This window comes from Pectobacterium polonicum, assembly GCF_005497185.1.
GTDB classification, from domain to species: Bacteria; Pseudomonadota; Gammaproteobacteria; order Enterobacterales; family Enterobacteriaceae; genus Pectobacterium; species Pectobacterium polonicum.
In genome coordinates, this window is sequence record NZ_RJTN01000014.1 from 80,125 (window position 1) to 94,606 (window position 14,482).

Annotated in this window: 11 protein-coding genes; 9 read left to right on the top strand and 2 right to left on the bottom strand. The window is 53.9% G+C overall.

Annotated features, from left to right (window positions below):
* Window positions 1-104: 104 nt before the first annotated feature.
* From EDI29_RS14710 to EDI29_RS14730, 5 genes are all read left to right on the top strand, one after another.
* Window positions 105-266, top strand: coding sequence for a DUF1328 domain-containing protein (locus EDI29_RS14710; RefSeq protein WP_012773166.1), 162 nt, complete (start codon window positions 105-107; stop codon window positions 264-266).
* A gap of 127 nt (window positions 267-393) precedes the next feature.
* Window positions 394-582 carry a CsbD family protein gene (locus EDI29_RS14715; protein ID WP_010284712.1) on the top strand — a complete coding sequence of 63 codons (189 nt, stop codon included), beginning with the start codon at window positions 394-396 and terminating at the stop codon, window positions 580-582.
* A 99-nt stretch (window positions 583-681) separates the two neighbouring features.
* On the top strand, window positions 682-1,479 hold the full coding sequence (locus tag EDI29_RS14720; RefSeq protein WP_137741485.1) for a TatD family hydrolase: 798 nt from the start codon (window positions 682-684) through the stop codon (window positions 1,477-1,479).
* 314 nt (window positions 1,480-1,793) lie between these two features.
* The gene (locus EDI29_RS14725; RefSeq protein WP_137741486.1) at window positions 1,794-3,071 is read left to right on the top strand and encodes a NupC/NupG family nucleoside CNT transporter; all 1,278 of its coding nucleotides are present in this window, start codon (window positions 1,794-1,796) and stop codon (window positions 3,069-3,071) included.
* Window positions 3,072-3,218: 147 nt separating this feature from the next.
* Window positions 3,219-3,935 (top strand): 4'-phosphopantetheinyl transferase family protein, encoded by a 717-nt coding sequence (locus EDI29_RS14730; protein ID WP_137741487.1) that lies wholly within the window; start codon window positions 3,219-3,221, stop codon window positions 3,933-3,935.
* 48 nt (window positions 3,936-3,983) lie between these two features.
* Here EDI29_RS14730 and EDI29_RS14735 read toward each other — a convergent pair whose 3' ends face one another.
* Window positions 3,984-5,945 carry a TonB-dependent receptor domain-containing protein gene (locus tag EDI29_RS14735; protein WP_137741488.1) on the bottom strand — a complete coding sequence of 654 codons (1,962 nt, stop codon included), beginning with the start codon at window positions 5,943-5,945 and terminating at the stop codon, window positions 3,984-3,986.
* A gap of 96 nt (window positions 5,946-6,041) precedes the next feature.
* Window positions 6,042-7,304 carry an MFS transporter gene (locus EDI29_RS14740; RefSeq protein WP_241664935.1) on the bottom strand — a complete coding sequence of 421 codons (1,263 nt, stop codon included), beginning with the start codon at window positions 7,302-7,304 and terminating at the stop codon, window positions 6,042-6,044.
* 331 nt (window positions 7,305-7,635) lie between these two features.
* Between EDI29_RS14740 and EDI29_RS14745 the strand changes: the two genes are divergently transcribed.
* Genes EDI29_RS14745 through EDI29_RS14760 form a run of 4 tightly spaced genes read left to right on the top strand, consistent with a single transcriptional unit; the run spans window position 7,636 to window position 14,480 of the window.
* On the top strand, window positions 7,636-8,832 hold the full coding sequence (locus EDI29_RS14745; protein WP_137741489.1) for an isochorismate synthase: 1,197 nt from the start codon (window positions 7,636-7,638) through the stop codon (window positions 8,830-8,832).
* Complete coding sequence (locus tag EDI29_RS14750; RefSeq protein WP_137741490.1) at window positions 8,829-10,454, top strand: (2,3-dihydroxybenzoyl)adenylate synthase; 1,626 nt, start codon at window positions 8,829-8,831, stop codon at window positions 10,452-10,454. The genes EDI29_RS14745 and EDI29_RS14750 overlap by 4 nt, the downstream gene beginning before the upstream one ends.
* Window positions 10,455-10,464: 10 nt before the next feature.
* Window positions 10,465-11,340, top strand: a complete 876-nt coding sequence (locus EDI29_RS14755; protein WP_137741491.1) for an isochorismatase — start codon at window positions 10,465-10,467, stop codon at window positions 11,338-11,340.
* On the top strand, window positions 11,337-14,480 hold the full coding sequence (locus EDI29_RS14760) for a non-ribosomal peptide synthetase (protein ID WP_137741492.1): 3,144 nt from the start codon (window positions 11,337-11,339) through the stop codon (window positions 14,478-14,480). Before EDI29_RS14755 ends, EDI29_RS14760 begins: the two co-directional genes overlap by 4 nt.
* Window positions 14,481-14,482: the final 2 nt, after the last annotated feature.

Here is a 14,482-nt window from a genome sequence, read left to right on the forward strand (position 1 = left end):
GTAATCCGCACAATAAAACACCACCTGTGGATACGCAATCAGGACGCACGACGCGCGTCAGGATGACCACCATGATTTTTCATTTTGTCTGGTAAGGAGAGCGTATGTTTCGTTGGGGCATTATATTCTTAGTTATCGCACTGATCGCGGCAGCACTGGGTTTCGGCGGGTTGGCCGGTACGGCAGCTGGCGCGGCGAAAATCGTCTTTGTGGTCGGTATTATTCTGTTTCTGCTTAGCTTGTTCACCGGTCGGAAACGGCCGTAGCACAGCGCATTATTTTATCTAAATAATTGTCATACAGAGCACACAGCCGCGCCACGCGGCTGTCATATTTTACCGGCACACTGTTCACGTATTTGCTGCATTTCGACAGTTTATCAGGAGGTTTATGATGAATAGCGATATCGTTGTTGGCAAATGGAAACAGTGGAAAGGGAACTTTCTGGCGCTGTGGGCCGATTGGTTTGACAGCGACTGCGCCTGGCTGGAAGGAAGTAACGATTACTTGTCTGGCGTCTTGCAAGAGGGTTACGGAAAAGCGCACGAAGAGGTATCCTCAGAGAAAACCACGTTACACTGAGGTCTCCGCGCAACGACAGGTTCGATTCTGCCACTCTGCCTTGGCAGAGTATGACTTGCGTGTCGATCGGGTCGCCTCATCTTGACGGAGAGAAGCGACGTGCATTCTGAACGACACCGTTTTATCGATACCCACTGCCATTTCGATTTTCCCCTATTCTACGATGATGCACCGGAAAGCTTGCGTCTGGCGCAAGACGCTGGGGTTGAACGCATCATTATTCCTGCGGTGGCTTCTCAGCATTTTGAGCGCGTATTGACGCTCGCTCGCACCTATTCTTCGCTTTACGCCGCGCTTGGCCTTCATCCGCTTTATATTGCTGAACATCAGGAAAGCGATCTGCTCCGTCTGGAAGATGAACTAAGCCAATTGCCCACAACGCTGGTGGCGATAGGTGAAGTTGGCTTGGATCTCTATATGCCAGAACCGCAGTTTGAGCGACAGCTTGCCTTCCTTGAGGCGCAGCTTCGGTTGGCGAAAAAATACGATCTCCCGGTGATTCTGCACTCGCGGCGCAGCCATGACCGACTGGCACAATTACTCCGGCGTATTGATGTGCCGCGTACCGGCGTGGTTCACGGGTTTGCGGGCAGTCTGGCACAGGCGCAGGCCTTTATCCGGCTGGGTTACTACATCGGCGTAGGGGGAACCATTACCTATGACCGAGCGAATAAAACGCGTCAGGCAATCGCGCAACTGCCGCTAGAACGGCTTCTGCTGGAAACGGATGCCCCTGATATGCCGATGAGCGGCTATCAGGGGCAACCAAACCGACCCGAACGTATTTCGTGTGCGTTTCAAACGCTATGTGAGCTACGGGCTGAATCGCCGGAGGAGATCGCTGAAGCGCTCTGGCAGAATTCGTTTAGGCTGTTTGGGCGGCTCACTCCGGCGTAACACGGCTGTTGTTAGTGAACGGCCTGTTACGCCACGATCGTTCCCCAAGCGGAAGGACGTCCTGCTTCCGCTTTTCTGTTATTTCTGTGCGACAACATGCAGAACAGCCATTTCGATTTCATATACCAACCATTAAATTGTGACGCAGATCACTATTATGTGTTTTTGACTGTTCGATGTTGTATGTATTTGTGACATAAATTAGCGACCTTCACGCGCCTATCTCTATAATCAGCTCGCCAGAGCGTTATTTTGCCCTGGCGGCTGATTTTTATTTTTGCTCTCACTTTTTCACGCGTTATAGGGAACTGTACATGCAACTCGTTATGAGTCTCATCGGCATGATTGTTCTGATACTGTGCGCGGTTATGCTGTCCAATAACCGTAAAGCTATCAGATTGCGCACCGTAGCCGGTGCTTTCATTCTTCAGATCGGTATCGGTGCATTGGTGCTGTATGTACCCATCGGGCGCAAGATTCTGGAGGGATTGACGGGCGGTGTAGCAAACGTTATCGCTTACGGAAATCAAGGCGTGTCGTTCATGTTTGGCGGTCTGGTTTCCGACAAAATGTTCGAGGTATTTGGCGGCGGTGGATTTGTTTTCGCACTCCGTGTTTTGCCGATTATCGTCTTTTTCTCTTCCCTTATCGCCGTGTTGTACTACATGGGCGTTATGCAGTTGGTCATCAAGGTACTCGGTGGCGGATTGCAGAAACTGTTGGGAACTTCGCGTACTGAATCGCTCTCTGCAACAGCGAATATCTTTGTTGGCCAAACGGAAGCCCCTCTGGTAGTACGTCCGTATATTGCCAACATGACGCAATCAGAGCTGTTTGCGGTGATGTGTGGCGGGTTGGCCTCAATTGCAGGTGCGGTGATGGCGGGCTATGCCCAGATGGGCGTGCCGTTGGAATACCTGATTGCGGCGTCCTTCATGGCGGCTCCGGGCGGGTTACTGTTTGCCAAACTGATGGTGCCGGAAACGGAAAAAACGCACGACCATGACGAAATGGTTGGGTTTGTCGATGAAGACGATCGCCCGGCTAACGTCATCGATGCGGCGGCAAGCGGTGCCGCTTCCGGTATGCAGTTGGCGCTGAATGTAGGAGCGATGCTGCTGGCATTTATCGCTTTGATCGCCGTCCTGAACGGTATTCTTGGCGGCATTGGCGGCTGGTTTGACTACCCGCAGCTGTCGCTGGAATTGATTTTGGGCTGGTGTTTTGCGCCAGTTGCGTTCCTGATCGGTATTCCTTGGAGTGAAGCGACCGTTGCCGGTTCGTTCATTGGGCAAAAACTGATCGTCAATGAGTTCGTCGCTTACCTGAATTTCAGTGAATATCTGAAAGCGGATGACGTGGTGCAGGCCGCGGGCTTGCAGGTTCTGTCGGATCATACCAAAGCGGTGATTTCGTTCGCACTGTGCGGCTTTGCTAACCTTTCTTCTATTGCTATTCTTATTGGAGGTTTGGGCAGTATGGCACCGACTCGGCGTCAGGATATTGCCCGCTTTGGTTTGAAAGCGGTTGCGGCAGGTACGCTTTCTAACCTGATGAGCGCCTGCATCGCAGGGTTCTTTTTGGCTCTGTAAATGTAACCAGGCATTCTTGCAGTAGCGAGATGATGGGCGGCGAAAGTCGCCCATTGTTCGTTTTAAACTCTATGTTTTCAGGGTTTAAGCGTGGCCTACGCGATGTTTACTGAATGCGGGCGCGATTGCTTGCCTGAGTGGAGTGACATGCTTTCTGCTTTTATTGATGATGTTGAATGGATTACTTTTCCACGGGCAACGGACGGTGCCGCCTACCCAGGTATTACTGCTCGCTGCCATTTCCATTCTTCTGCCTATGATGATGCACTTTTCGCTGAGGCGAATATTCCTTTTTCTGATGCGCTAGAGCGTGCCGTACCGAAACGACGGGCTGAATTTTTGGCTGGACGTTATCTTGCCAGACATGTGTTGAATAAGTTGAGCCACCCCGATTTTGTTCTGCATAGCGGGGAGGATCGCTCGCCGCAATGGCCGGAAAACATCGCCGGTTCGCTGAGCCATAATAAAGACAGCGTTCTTTGCGCAGCGCATGTGCGTAGTGACGAGCTGTCGTGCGTGGGGGTTGATATCGAAGGATTTATCTCCGACGAGCGTGCGCAGTCGCTGTGGCCCGGAATCATTGGTGACGAAGAATTCCAGTGGTTTCTGGAGAGAGAGGAGTCCTTCTGCTGCTTGCTGACGGTAAGTTTCTCGGCGAAAGAGAGCCTGTTCAAGGCACTTTACCCGCAGGTGCGGCACTACTTCGATTTTCTGGACGCCAGACTGGTGGCGCTGGATATCACCAAACGCGAGTTTGAGCTGGAACTGCTGACCGATCTGACGCCAACGTTTTATGCCGGACGCCGTTTTAAAGGCGCGTATCTGCTCAGAGAGTACGACGTCACCACCTTTCTTTGCTGCTAAAAAAGCCCGCGTTAGCGGGCTAGAGTCATTGCTCAGAACGTATCTGCATCAGAATTTATAACTGACGCCGCCGTACACTGTACGCCCAGACAGGAAGTAATCGTTATTGGTCGCTACGTAATCCCGTTTTTCGTTGGTCAGGTTAGTGAGTCCCAATTTCAGGTCCACGTTTTTAACCGGCGTATAGGTCGCGCCGATATCCACGGTGTTGAAGCCACGTGTTTTGCTGACCTCTTTATCAAACAGATATTGGTTACCCGTGTACTGGTAAGAGATATAGGTTGATAAGTTATCCAGTGCCTGCCAGTTCAACTGCGTGTTAAGCGTATTTTTCGGGGTTTGCTTCAGGCGCTTTCTGGTGGTGCGGTCTTCGGCATCGACGATGGTCCAGTTGGTGGTCCAATTTAAATCATCTGTCACATCGACCCAGAACGAGGTTTCAATCCCCTGAATTCTCGCCTTATTCACATTGATGTAGCTTATTCTTGTCATTCCAGGCAGCCGCGTTTCTGTCTGGATCATATCTTTTATGTCGTTGTTAAACAGGGTAACGCCTGCCCCGAAGCGCTCTGCTTCATAGGCGGTACCAAGTTCATAACTTACCGCAGTCTCTGGTTTAAGATCGGGATTTCCGACTTTCTGGCAACCACCACGGCAGTCAACTATTGAGTAACCTTTTGTTGATTGGGCAAGCGTTGGTGCTTTGTAGGCTTTGCTGACACCCCCTTTTATTACCCAGTTGTCCGTCAGGCTGTAGGTTGCGTAAGCACGTGGGCTCAACTCAGTTCCATAGACCTCATGCTGGTCGACGCGGCCTGCAAAAGTTAATGCCAAATCGCCAAGTTTAAATTCGTCTTGTAGGAAAATAGCCCCTTGGCTGACATCAACGCCCCCGCCGGGTAAGTTCATCGTGTGTTTTAGGGACGTGAGACGATACTCGCCACCCCCAGTCAGCAGGTGATCGCCCAGATAGCCAGAAATTTGGCCATCGATAGTATGGTTATCCTGTGTCGTATCTGCTCTGCCGCCTTTGAGCTCTGAGTTATCCATTAGCTTGACGTTTTCATAGTAGTAGCGCAGTCGCGTGTCGATATTCTCCCAACTACCGTTGTGTGTTAACCCTAGGCCAAGACGATCCATTTTTTGGATATTACGTTTTGCTACACCGTAGTTGTTCCAGTCTACATCTCGGTCATCTTTGGTATAGGTGACATCAAAGTCTAGGCTTTGTCGATCATCAATCAACCAACTTAGATTCCCTAACAGGTTGAGGTTGTCACGCTCTTCAAGTGCGTCAGTATTCGGATTTTTCGATAGTTCGGTACGCCACGCATCACGTTTTCCGCCATCAATAATCAAGCTGCCCAGCAGCGTATTCTCTATTAATGGGCCGCTGACGTAGCCGCTTAGGCGGTTATGGTCGCCACCGGAACCTTCGGTCGGTGCTTCAAAGTTATAGCCGATCTCACCCGTTGCTTTCTCTCCTGGCTGACGCAGAATCACGTTTACCACACCACCCAGCGCATCGGCTCCGTATAAAGAAGACATGGGGCCACGGATGACTTCAACGCGATCGATGGCGGAAACGGGGAGGGAAGCAAGATCAAAATCGTTAGCGTAGTCGCTGATCAATGCTTCGCGTGAGTTAACCCGACGACCGTTGATCAGCAGTAAGGTGTAGTCCGCTTTCATACCACGGATCTTGATCTCGTTACGGCCGTAGGTCGATGACGGATTGATATTGATGCCCGGCAGCTTTTTCACCGCGTCGGAAACGTTATTCACCGACATCTTTTCCAGTTCGGCTCGGGTGATGACAGAAACGCTGGCGGGAGCGCTCAGCGTGGTGTGCTTCGTCTGTGTTGCTGTCACGACGATTTTTTCATCTGCCGCGTTTTCTGCCTGTGCAAGTGCAGGCAGTGCCAGTAATCCGGTCATCAGCAGGGCGTGATACACCTTGCTGTGTGGAAAATGATGATGTGAAAAACGACTTTCCGGTTTTAGCTGCATGTCAAAGACCCCATCAAAGAGTAGAAAAAAACATCCCCGTAAGTAACTCACAGTGTTGCGAGTATTGCCGACCCACTCGTACGTGAATCGATCGGTTTATTGCCCTGTAGCCTGTGCCGTTTGGCGTGCGGCCATCTTCCGGCTGCGTTCAGCCAACTGCGGAATCAAGCGCATGGTCAGCAGCATGGCGACCAGCGCAAATACGGTGCTGGCCACGGCAAGCTGTGAGAATCCGTCAATTTTCCCCTCGGCGGAGGTGCTCAGATAAGCGGCTGAGGCAACGCTGGCTAACCCTGACGCGACGTTAGCCGCTGTTCCCTGATAGGACATAAATGCGGCGCGCTGGTGCGGCAGCGGAATGCCTGCGGTAATCGCCAGCGTGCTGCTGGAGCGAGCCGCACTCAGCGCCATGAACAGGGGGAACATCAGATACAGGGAGAGCGAAAAGGGCAACGCAAAGCCACAGAGAATGACAACCGCCAGCAGTAGTGTCGTTACTATGATTGTCTGGCTGGCATACCCACGATCCAACAGATTGCCACACAGTTGCATGGTCACCATGCTTGCTAGCCCGCCGCAGAGATAGAGCAGGGAAATATCATCCCGTGGGAAGGCCAAATTGAACTGAAAGTAGTTGGAGAAATGGGGGATCAGCAGGAAATGTCCGAACATTTGTAGCGAAATCACCGTCAGCCCCAATAGGAAAATGGGCGATGCCAGTAGGTCGTTTAATACAGAAACTGGCGCGGTATGACGAGAAACATCTTGTTGAGTGCGACGTGTTGGCGGCATAGAAGGAAACAGCCACAGCACCAACAACACCAGCAACAGGCCGCCGAGGCCGAACGTATAAAACGGCGCTTGCCAGTTAATACGGTGAGCCAACTCCAGCGACAGCGGCATGATGACAATCGCCGCGAGCGAAAAGCTCATGCCGACATAAGCCAACTGCTTTCCGCGTTCGTTGGTCGGCACGATATCAACAACCGCTGCCATCAAGACGCCCGATGCCGGGCCAGCAACACAGCCCGCCAAAATAAACAGCAGCAAAAGATGGGTTTGGCTGGTGGCAAACATGCAGGCTGCCGTCAGGCCGAAGCGCAACGTCAGCAGAACGAGCAGGGCGTGTTTACGGTTAAATCTATCCAGATAAGGCGCGGCGAGGAAGCCGACGATGGCTGAGGCAAACGTTGCGCCGCCGCTAATATAGCCGATGTTCTTGGCATCCATGGATAGTGCGCTGATGAAATCGGGGCCTAGCGGCATCACCATCATCAGGCTACCGAGAGAAAGCATGTTGATTAGCAACGCCAGATGCACAACGGATCGGGTGTGCTGGCGGTACATGCTTTCATCCATGACAGGCTCACATTTAGACACAGTTAGTAAAATATTGGCGCAGTTTAGCGCAGCTTAATTCCGCTGACAATGAATGATAACTATTTTCATTATCATCTGTGATGTGGGTTTTATAATCAATACATTCCCATTGCTAATCATTAACGATTATGAAAGATGAACAATAAAATTGATTAACATCAATATAACCCGCAATTATTGGGTGGAAATAACCATTTTGTGGAAGGATTGACCGAACACGTTACTTCAGTGTAACTTAACTGCGCTTAATATAAATGATAATGATTTTAATAATCATTGGTATTTAATTTGCGAGCGCAGGAGCTGTCTTGTGGATACACTGATTACAGAAACTGAAACATTTAGCGGGCTAACTTATTCAGAACAGACCGCTTTTTTATATGCATCGGAACACCGAAGCCTTTCTACTTCCGGCTTATTTGAACGTATTTCGTCCCCTGTTTGTGCTCCGGGCTCGCACGATGACAGGCTTAGCTCAGCAATCGCGCAGGCGTTTCAGCGGGCGCGTCAAGCAGGGCAGTCGCTGCCTATTGTTGTGGGGGCAATCCCTTTTGATACCACACAACCCTCTTGTCTCTATATCCCTGATAGTTATACCGTTACGACGAAATCGGAACTCGTTAGCCGCGCCCGTAAGTACACAACTGCGGCACCTAAAGCATCAACGCTAAACAGTGTTCCAGATGAATGTCAGTTCAAGTCCATTGTGGCAGAAGCCGTTGAGCGTTTCCGTCGCGGTGAACTAAGCAAAGCGGTACTGTCGCGCATTCTGGACATTGAACTGACGGAACCCGTTAAGGCTCAGACGATCCTCAACAACCTGATGGTACAGAATGCGGGTGGCTATCACTTCTCACTACCGCTGCCGGATGGTTCGGTATTACTGGGTGCCAGCCCGGAACTGCTGCTGCGTAAGCAGGGGAGTGTGATTGTCTCTAATCCGCTGGCGGGCTCGGCACGACGGATGAGCGATGAACATCTGGACTACCTGAACAGCCAGCGTTTACTGCATTCTGGCAAAGATAAGCACGAGCATAAGCTGGTGGTGGACGACATTCGCCAACGCCTGATGCCGTTGTGCGTGTCGTTAACCATTCCATCGGCTCCCTCGCTGATGAGCACCGCTTCAATGTGGCATTTGTCCACTGCGATTAGAGGCGAACTGGTGAACCCTGAGATGACGGCGCTTCAGGTCGCCTGTCAGCTACACCCCACCCCCGCACTCTGCGGTTTCCCCACGCAGGAAGCGCGCCAGTTGATCGCCGAATTGGAACCGCACGACCGTGGCGTATTTAGCGGCATTGTCGGCTGGTGTGATGCCAACGGTGATGGCGAATGGGCGATCGCGATTCGCTGCGGCACCATCAAACACAATAAAGTCCGCCTGTTTGCTGGCGCGGGCATTGTTGAGGCATCCGTCCCCGAGGATGAATGGGCTGAAACCGCCGCCAAATTAAACACGATGCTGAATGCGTTTGGGCTTAACTCAGGTGTGGATGGACTATGAGCATTGAATTTACGCCCTGGCCAGAGGAACTGGCACAGCGTTATCGCGACAAGGGGTACTGGGTTGGCTTGCCGCTAACGGACGCCTGGGAGCGCCACCTTACGACGCAGCCGGATGCCGTTGCGGTCGTGTGCGGTGAACGTCAGTGGAGCTATCGGGAACTGGACCAACAGTCTTCTGCGCTGGCATCTCGCTTGACTGAACATGGCCTGCGCTGTGGCGACACCGCGCTGGTGCAGTTGCCGAACGTAGCCGAATTTTACCTGACCTTTTTTGCATTGCTGAAAATGGGGGTTGTGCCGGTTAACGCGCTGTTCAGTCATAACAAGCTGGAACTGCTGTCGTATGCCACGCAGATCGAACCACGCTTATTGATTGCATCAGCAGAGCATCCGCTGTTTGGCAACGGTGAGTTTCTGGATCGGTTACAAACGCAGGTTCCTCGGCTGCAAACGGTGGTGATGCTCGGCGACAGCCCGCTAGGGCACAGTCTGACTGACTGGCTGCAACCGAATGCTTCGGCCAGTAGGTATCAGCCTTCCGCGTCGGGGCAGGTCGCCTTCTTCCAGCTTTCTGGCGGCAGTACCGGTACGCCGAAGCTGATTCCTCGCACCCATGACGATTATTACTACAGCGTGCGTCGCAGCGTGGAAATTTGCGAGCTGACGCCACAAACCCGCTATCTGTGCGCGTTGCCCGCACCGCATAACTTCCCGTTAAGTTCGCCCGGTTCGCTCGGCGTATTTTACGCTGGTGGACGCGTCGTGCTGGCATCCGATCCGGGAGCGATGACCTGTTTCCCGCTAATCGAACGCCATCAGATCGATATGACGTCGCTGGTGCCGCCCGCTGCCGCGCTGTGGGTTCAGGCGGCAGAGCAGTTTGGTGAAGCATTGCGTAGCCTGAAGGTTTTGCAGGTGGGAGGTGCGAAGTTAAGTGAAGCTGTTGCCCGACGCATCCCGGCAGTCTTGGGTTGCCAGCTACAGCAGGTGCTGGGGATGGCGGAAGGGCTGGTGAATTACACCCGACTGGATGACAGCGATGAACATATCTTCACCACGCAGGGCTACCCGATGAGCCCGGACGACGAGGTGAACGTGCTGGATATTGACGGTAATCCGGTACCGAGAGGCGAAGCCGGGCTGCTGGCAACGCGAGGTCCGTACACCTTCCGTGGCTATTACCGCAGCCCGGAACACAATGCCCGTGCTTTCGACGCAGAAGGTTTCTATCACTCGGGTGATGTGGTGCAGATGACCGAAGAGGGCTATTTGCGCGTGGTCGGACGGGAGAAAGATCAGATAAACCGCGGTGGAGAAAAGATTGCTGCCGAAGAGATCGAAAACCTGCTGCTCAAGCATGACGGCATTCTCCATGCCGCGCTGGTGTCCATGCCTGACCCGGTTATGGGCGAAAAGAGCTGCGCTTTTCTGGTGGTCAGCGATCCTTCGCTGAAAGCCATCACATTAAGAAAATATCTTCGCAATCAGGGTATTGCTGAATTCAAACTGCCAGACCGCTTCGAGATGATCGACACCTTGCCCGTCACACCCGTCGGTAAGATTGATAAGAAATCACTTCGTCAGCGTATTCAGACCCAACTTAGCATTCAAAATAAATAAGGATTTTGTGATGGCAATCCCTTCTATTGCTTCGTATCCCCTGCCGTGCGCACAGGATTTCCCAGACAACAAGGTTTCCTGGGCGTTTGAACCTGCGCGTGCGGTACTGCTGATTCACGACATGCAGGACTATTTCGTGAATTTCTATGGCGCGGGCAGTCCGCTGGTGCAACAGCTGATCGAGAACATTGTGGCGTTGCGAACCTACTGCAAAGCACAGGGGATTCCGGTGGTGTATACCGCGCAGCCGAATGCACAAAGCGCGGCCGACCGTGCGCTGCTGAACGACATGTGGGGCGCAGGGCTGAATAACCATCCTGAAAAGCAGCGCGTCGTGAGCGCATTGGCACCGGATGAGCACGACACGGTGCTGGTGAAGTGGCGCTACAGCGCCTTCCACCGTTCGCCGCTGGAACCGATGATGAAAGAGATGGGCAAAGATCAGCTGATCATTTGCGGCGTTTACGGACATATCGGCTGCATGATTACCGCGACCGATGCCTTCATGCGCGACATCAAGCCCTTCATGGTCGGCGATGCGGTGGCGGATTTCTCACTTCAGGAACACCAGATGGCGCTGAAATATGTGGCAACGCGCGCCGGACGGGTGGTTAGCACGGCAGAACTCACAGGAGCAAAAATGGCACAGGCACTGACGAAACAAGGGCTGAGAGCGCACCTGCTGACCTTGATCGACGAAGAAGAGGATCAGTTCGATGAAGATGAAAACCTGATCGACTACGGTTTGGATTCGGTGCGCATGATGGCGCTGCTAACCGAATGGCGCAATCAGGGTGTGACGCTGAGCTTTGTCGATCTGGCGCGTAACCCCAGCCTGAATGCCTGGTGGGCGCTGATCGAAAAACAGCAGGGAGCCGCATCATGAAGCCCTTGAGCGTGGCGCAGCGCGGGCTGTGGTTAGGTCATGCCCTGAACGATGATAAAGCGACGTTCAACACGGCGGAGTGCATCGCGTTTGATGGCAAAGTCGATAGTGAAGCCATGCTAAGCGCGATCCGTCAGGCAGTCATGGAGTGCGAGTGCCTGTACTGCCAGTTTGTTGAGGTTGCGGGTGAACAGGCCGACCAGCCGGAAATCGGCTTTGTGGCTTCACAACTGCCAGTGCCGATCGGCGTGCTGCCGATTATTGAACTGTTGCCTGCGCCGATGACGGATGAAGAGCAGACAATACGCCACTGGGCGCGTGAGGAAATCTCCCAGCCGCTGGATTTGCTAAACGGATTACCCTGTCGCTTTGCGCTGCTGTGCGGTGAAAAGCGTGATTTCCTCTATAGCTGCGTTCACCACATTGCGCTGGACGGCTTTGGTACCACGATGCTGTTTCAACGCATCGCCCAGATCTATACCGCGCTGACGGCGGGACAACCCGCGGCGGTGGCAGAGTTCGGCCCGTTCAGCGAGGTACTGGAAGAAGAGCAGCAGCGTGATGCCAGCGGGCAGACGGCGCAGGCGCGTGATTTCTGGCTAGAAACGCTGAACGCAATGCCGGAACCGGTCAGTTTCAGCGAGAAAAAAGCCCCGATCGCGGCGCGTTTCTTGCGTCAAAGCTGTGATATGCCTGCGGATCTCTGGCAGCCGCTGACGGCGCTGTGTGAAGGTAATAAAATCAGCTGGCCGGATCTGTTTTTAGCGATGTTGGCGACGCACCTGAAACTGGCGTCCGGCAGCGACAGGTTGACGTTCGGGATGATGGTGATGAACCGTATCGGTTCCGCCTCGCTGACGGTGCCGAGTATGCAGATGAATATCGTGCCGCTCTGTATTCAGGTGGATGAGCAGGCGGATTTTGTGGCGTTGGCGCAGCAGGTTGCCCGCACCAAACGCGCGCTGCGTCGACATCAGCATTATCGCTATGAGCATTTACGGCGCGATCTACATCGCGTCGGCGGCGAACAGCGCCTCTTCGGTCCGCTGATCAATATCATGCCGTTCGATCATCCACTCAATTACGGATCGCTGTCATCCAGCACGCTGAATCTCAGCGCCGGGCCAGTAGAAGATCTGACGATCGAAATTCATTTTAAACCGGATGGCACCCCGGTGTTGGACTTTGATGCCAACCCGGCTTGTTACAGCGCAGAAGCGCTTGCCAGCCTGCAAGAAACCCTGTTCACGCTGCTTCAGCGCTGGCTGGCACAGCCGCAGCAAACCAGCGGCGAACTGCTAGAACGCTGGCTGCGTGAAGAACGTGAGCGTGCGCTGATCGTCAGCTGCGAGCCTGCACTGTTTGTTGAACCCGTTCTGACGGCGATTGCCAAACAGGCGCGTAAAAACCCGAATCATATCGCGTTAGTGCAGCGCGATCGGCAATACCGCTATCAGCAACTGCTGGATCTGAGCGGTCAGGCCGCCGCGGCGTTGCATGAGCGTGGCGTACAGCCCGGCGAACGCATCGGCATTATGCTGAACCGTAGCCCGGAAACCATTATCAGTTTGCTGGCCGTGATGCAGTGTGGCGCGGTTTATGTGCCGCTCGATCCTGAACAGCCGCGTGAACGGCAGCAGCACATCATCCAGATTGCCGGGCTGCGCACGATTGTGACGCAGGCGGACTACCAGCATCGGCTGGCATCGGTCTTTTCCGGCGAGATCGTTCTGGCGGGGCATCTTCTGTCATCCAACGCACAGGCCGCCGCGCTACCGCCTGTAGAAGCGAGAGACGGACAGATTGCCTATGTCATGTTCACATCGGGATCGACCGGATTGCCGAAAGGCGTGGAGATCGGCGCCAGCGCGTTGGATCACTTCACGGCGGCTGCACGCCAGCGCTACGGTCTGCGTGTGGCGGATCGCGTGCTGCAATTTGCCCCGTTTAATTTTGATGCCAGCATCGAAGAAATTTTTGCCACGCTGACCAGCGGTGCGACGCTGGTGCTGCGCACCGATGAGATGCTGGAATCGATTCCGACCTTTGTCGAACAGGTCGAAGCACAGGCGATTACGCTGCTCGATCTGCCAACGGCATTCTGGAATGAATGGGTGGTGGGGCTGAAAACCGGCACGCTGACCATGCCTTCCGCACTGCGCGCCATCATCATCGGCGGTGAAGCGGTGTACCCCGAACAATTGGCACAGTGGCAGCGTCATGCACCGAACACGCTGCGCTTAATCAACACCTATGGCCCCACCGAAACCACGGTAGTCGCGACCAGTTGCGATCTGCAAACGCAGTCTGCCGATGTGGCGCAGCTTCCTATCGGTCTGCCGTTGGCGGGCGTCAACGCGCTGATTTTGGCGGTGGGCGATCGCCCCGCGGCGGAAGGAGAACTGGTGCTGCTGGGGCCAACGCTGGCAGCGGGCTACATCGGTACAGAACACACGGCGTTTACGCAAATAGCGGTGGGCGATCGGCAACGGCCTGCCTACCGCACGGGCGACAGAGTCCGGCTGGAAAAAGGGCGGTTGCTGTATCTCGGACGGATGGATAACGAATTTAAAATCAGCGGCTATCGGATTCAGCCTGGGGAAGTCGAAGCGCATCTGCTGGCACAGCCTGATATCGATGAAGCCTGCGTGCAGGGCATGGTTTACCCCAACGGGGTGCGGCGTCTGGTGGCGTTTGTTGCGACGAAAGCGGGCGAAATCGATGCACGTGCGCTGAAGCAGCGCCTGAGCAACGTGCTGCCGCCTGCGATGATCCCCACCGATTACCGTGCCTTCCGCCAGTTGCCGAAAACCGGCTCTAACAAGGTCGATCGTAAGCGTCTGCTGGCGGAATATCACGATGAGGCACCGACGCAGGCGTTAGCCAGCGAAACCGAGAACCGAGTCAGCGCCATCTGGCAGCAGATCCTCGGCGTGTCGGGAATTCAATCGCGAGATAACTTCTTCGAACTGGGCGGGCAGTCATTGCAGACCATCCAGATCGTTAATCGTCTGGCTGCCGAATTTTCCGTCAGCATCAAGGTGTCTGATGTGTTCGATCATCCCCAGCTCAGCGATTTCTGCCGTTATCTGGACGACAGGCTGTCGCAGGATGAAAACAGCGTGGAAATGGTGTGGTAGGG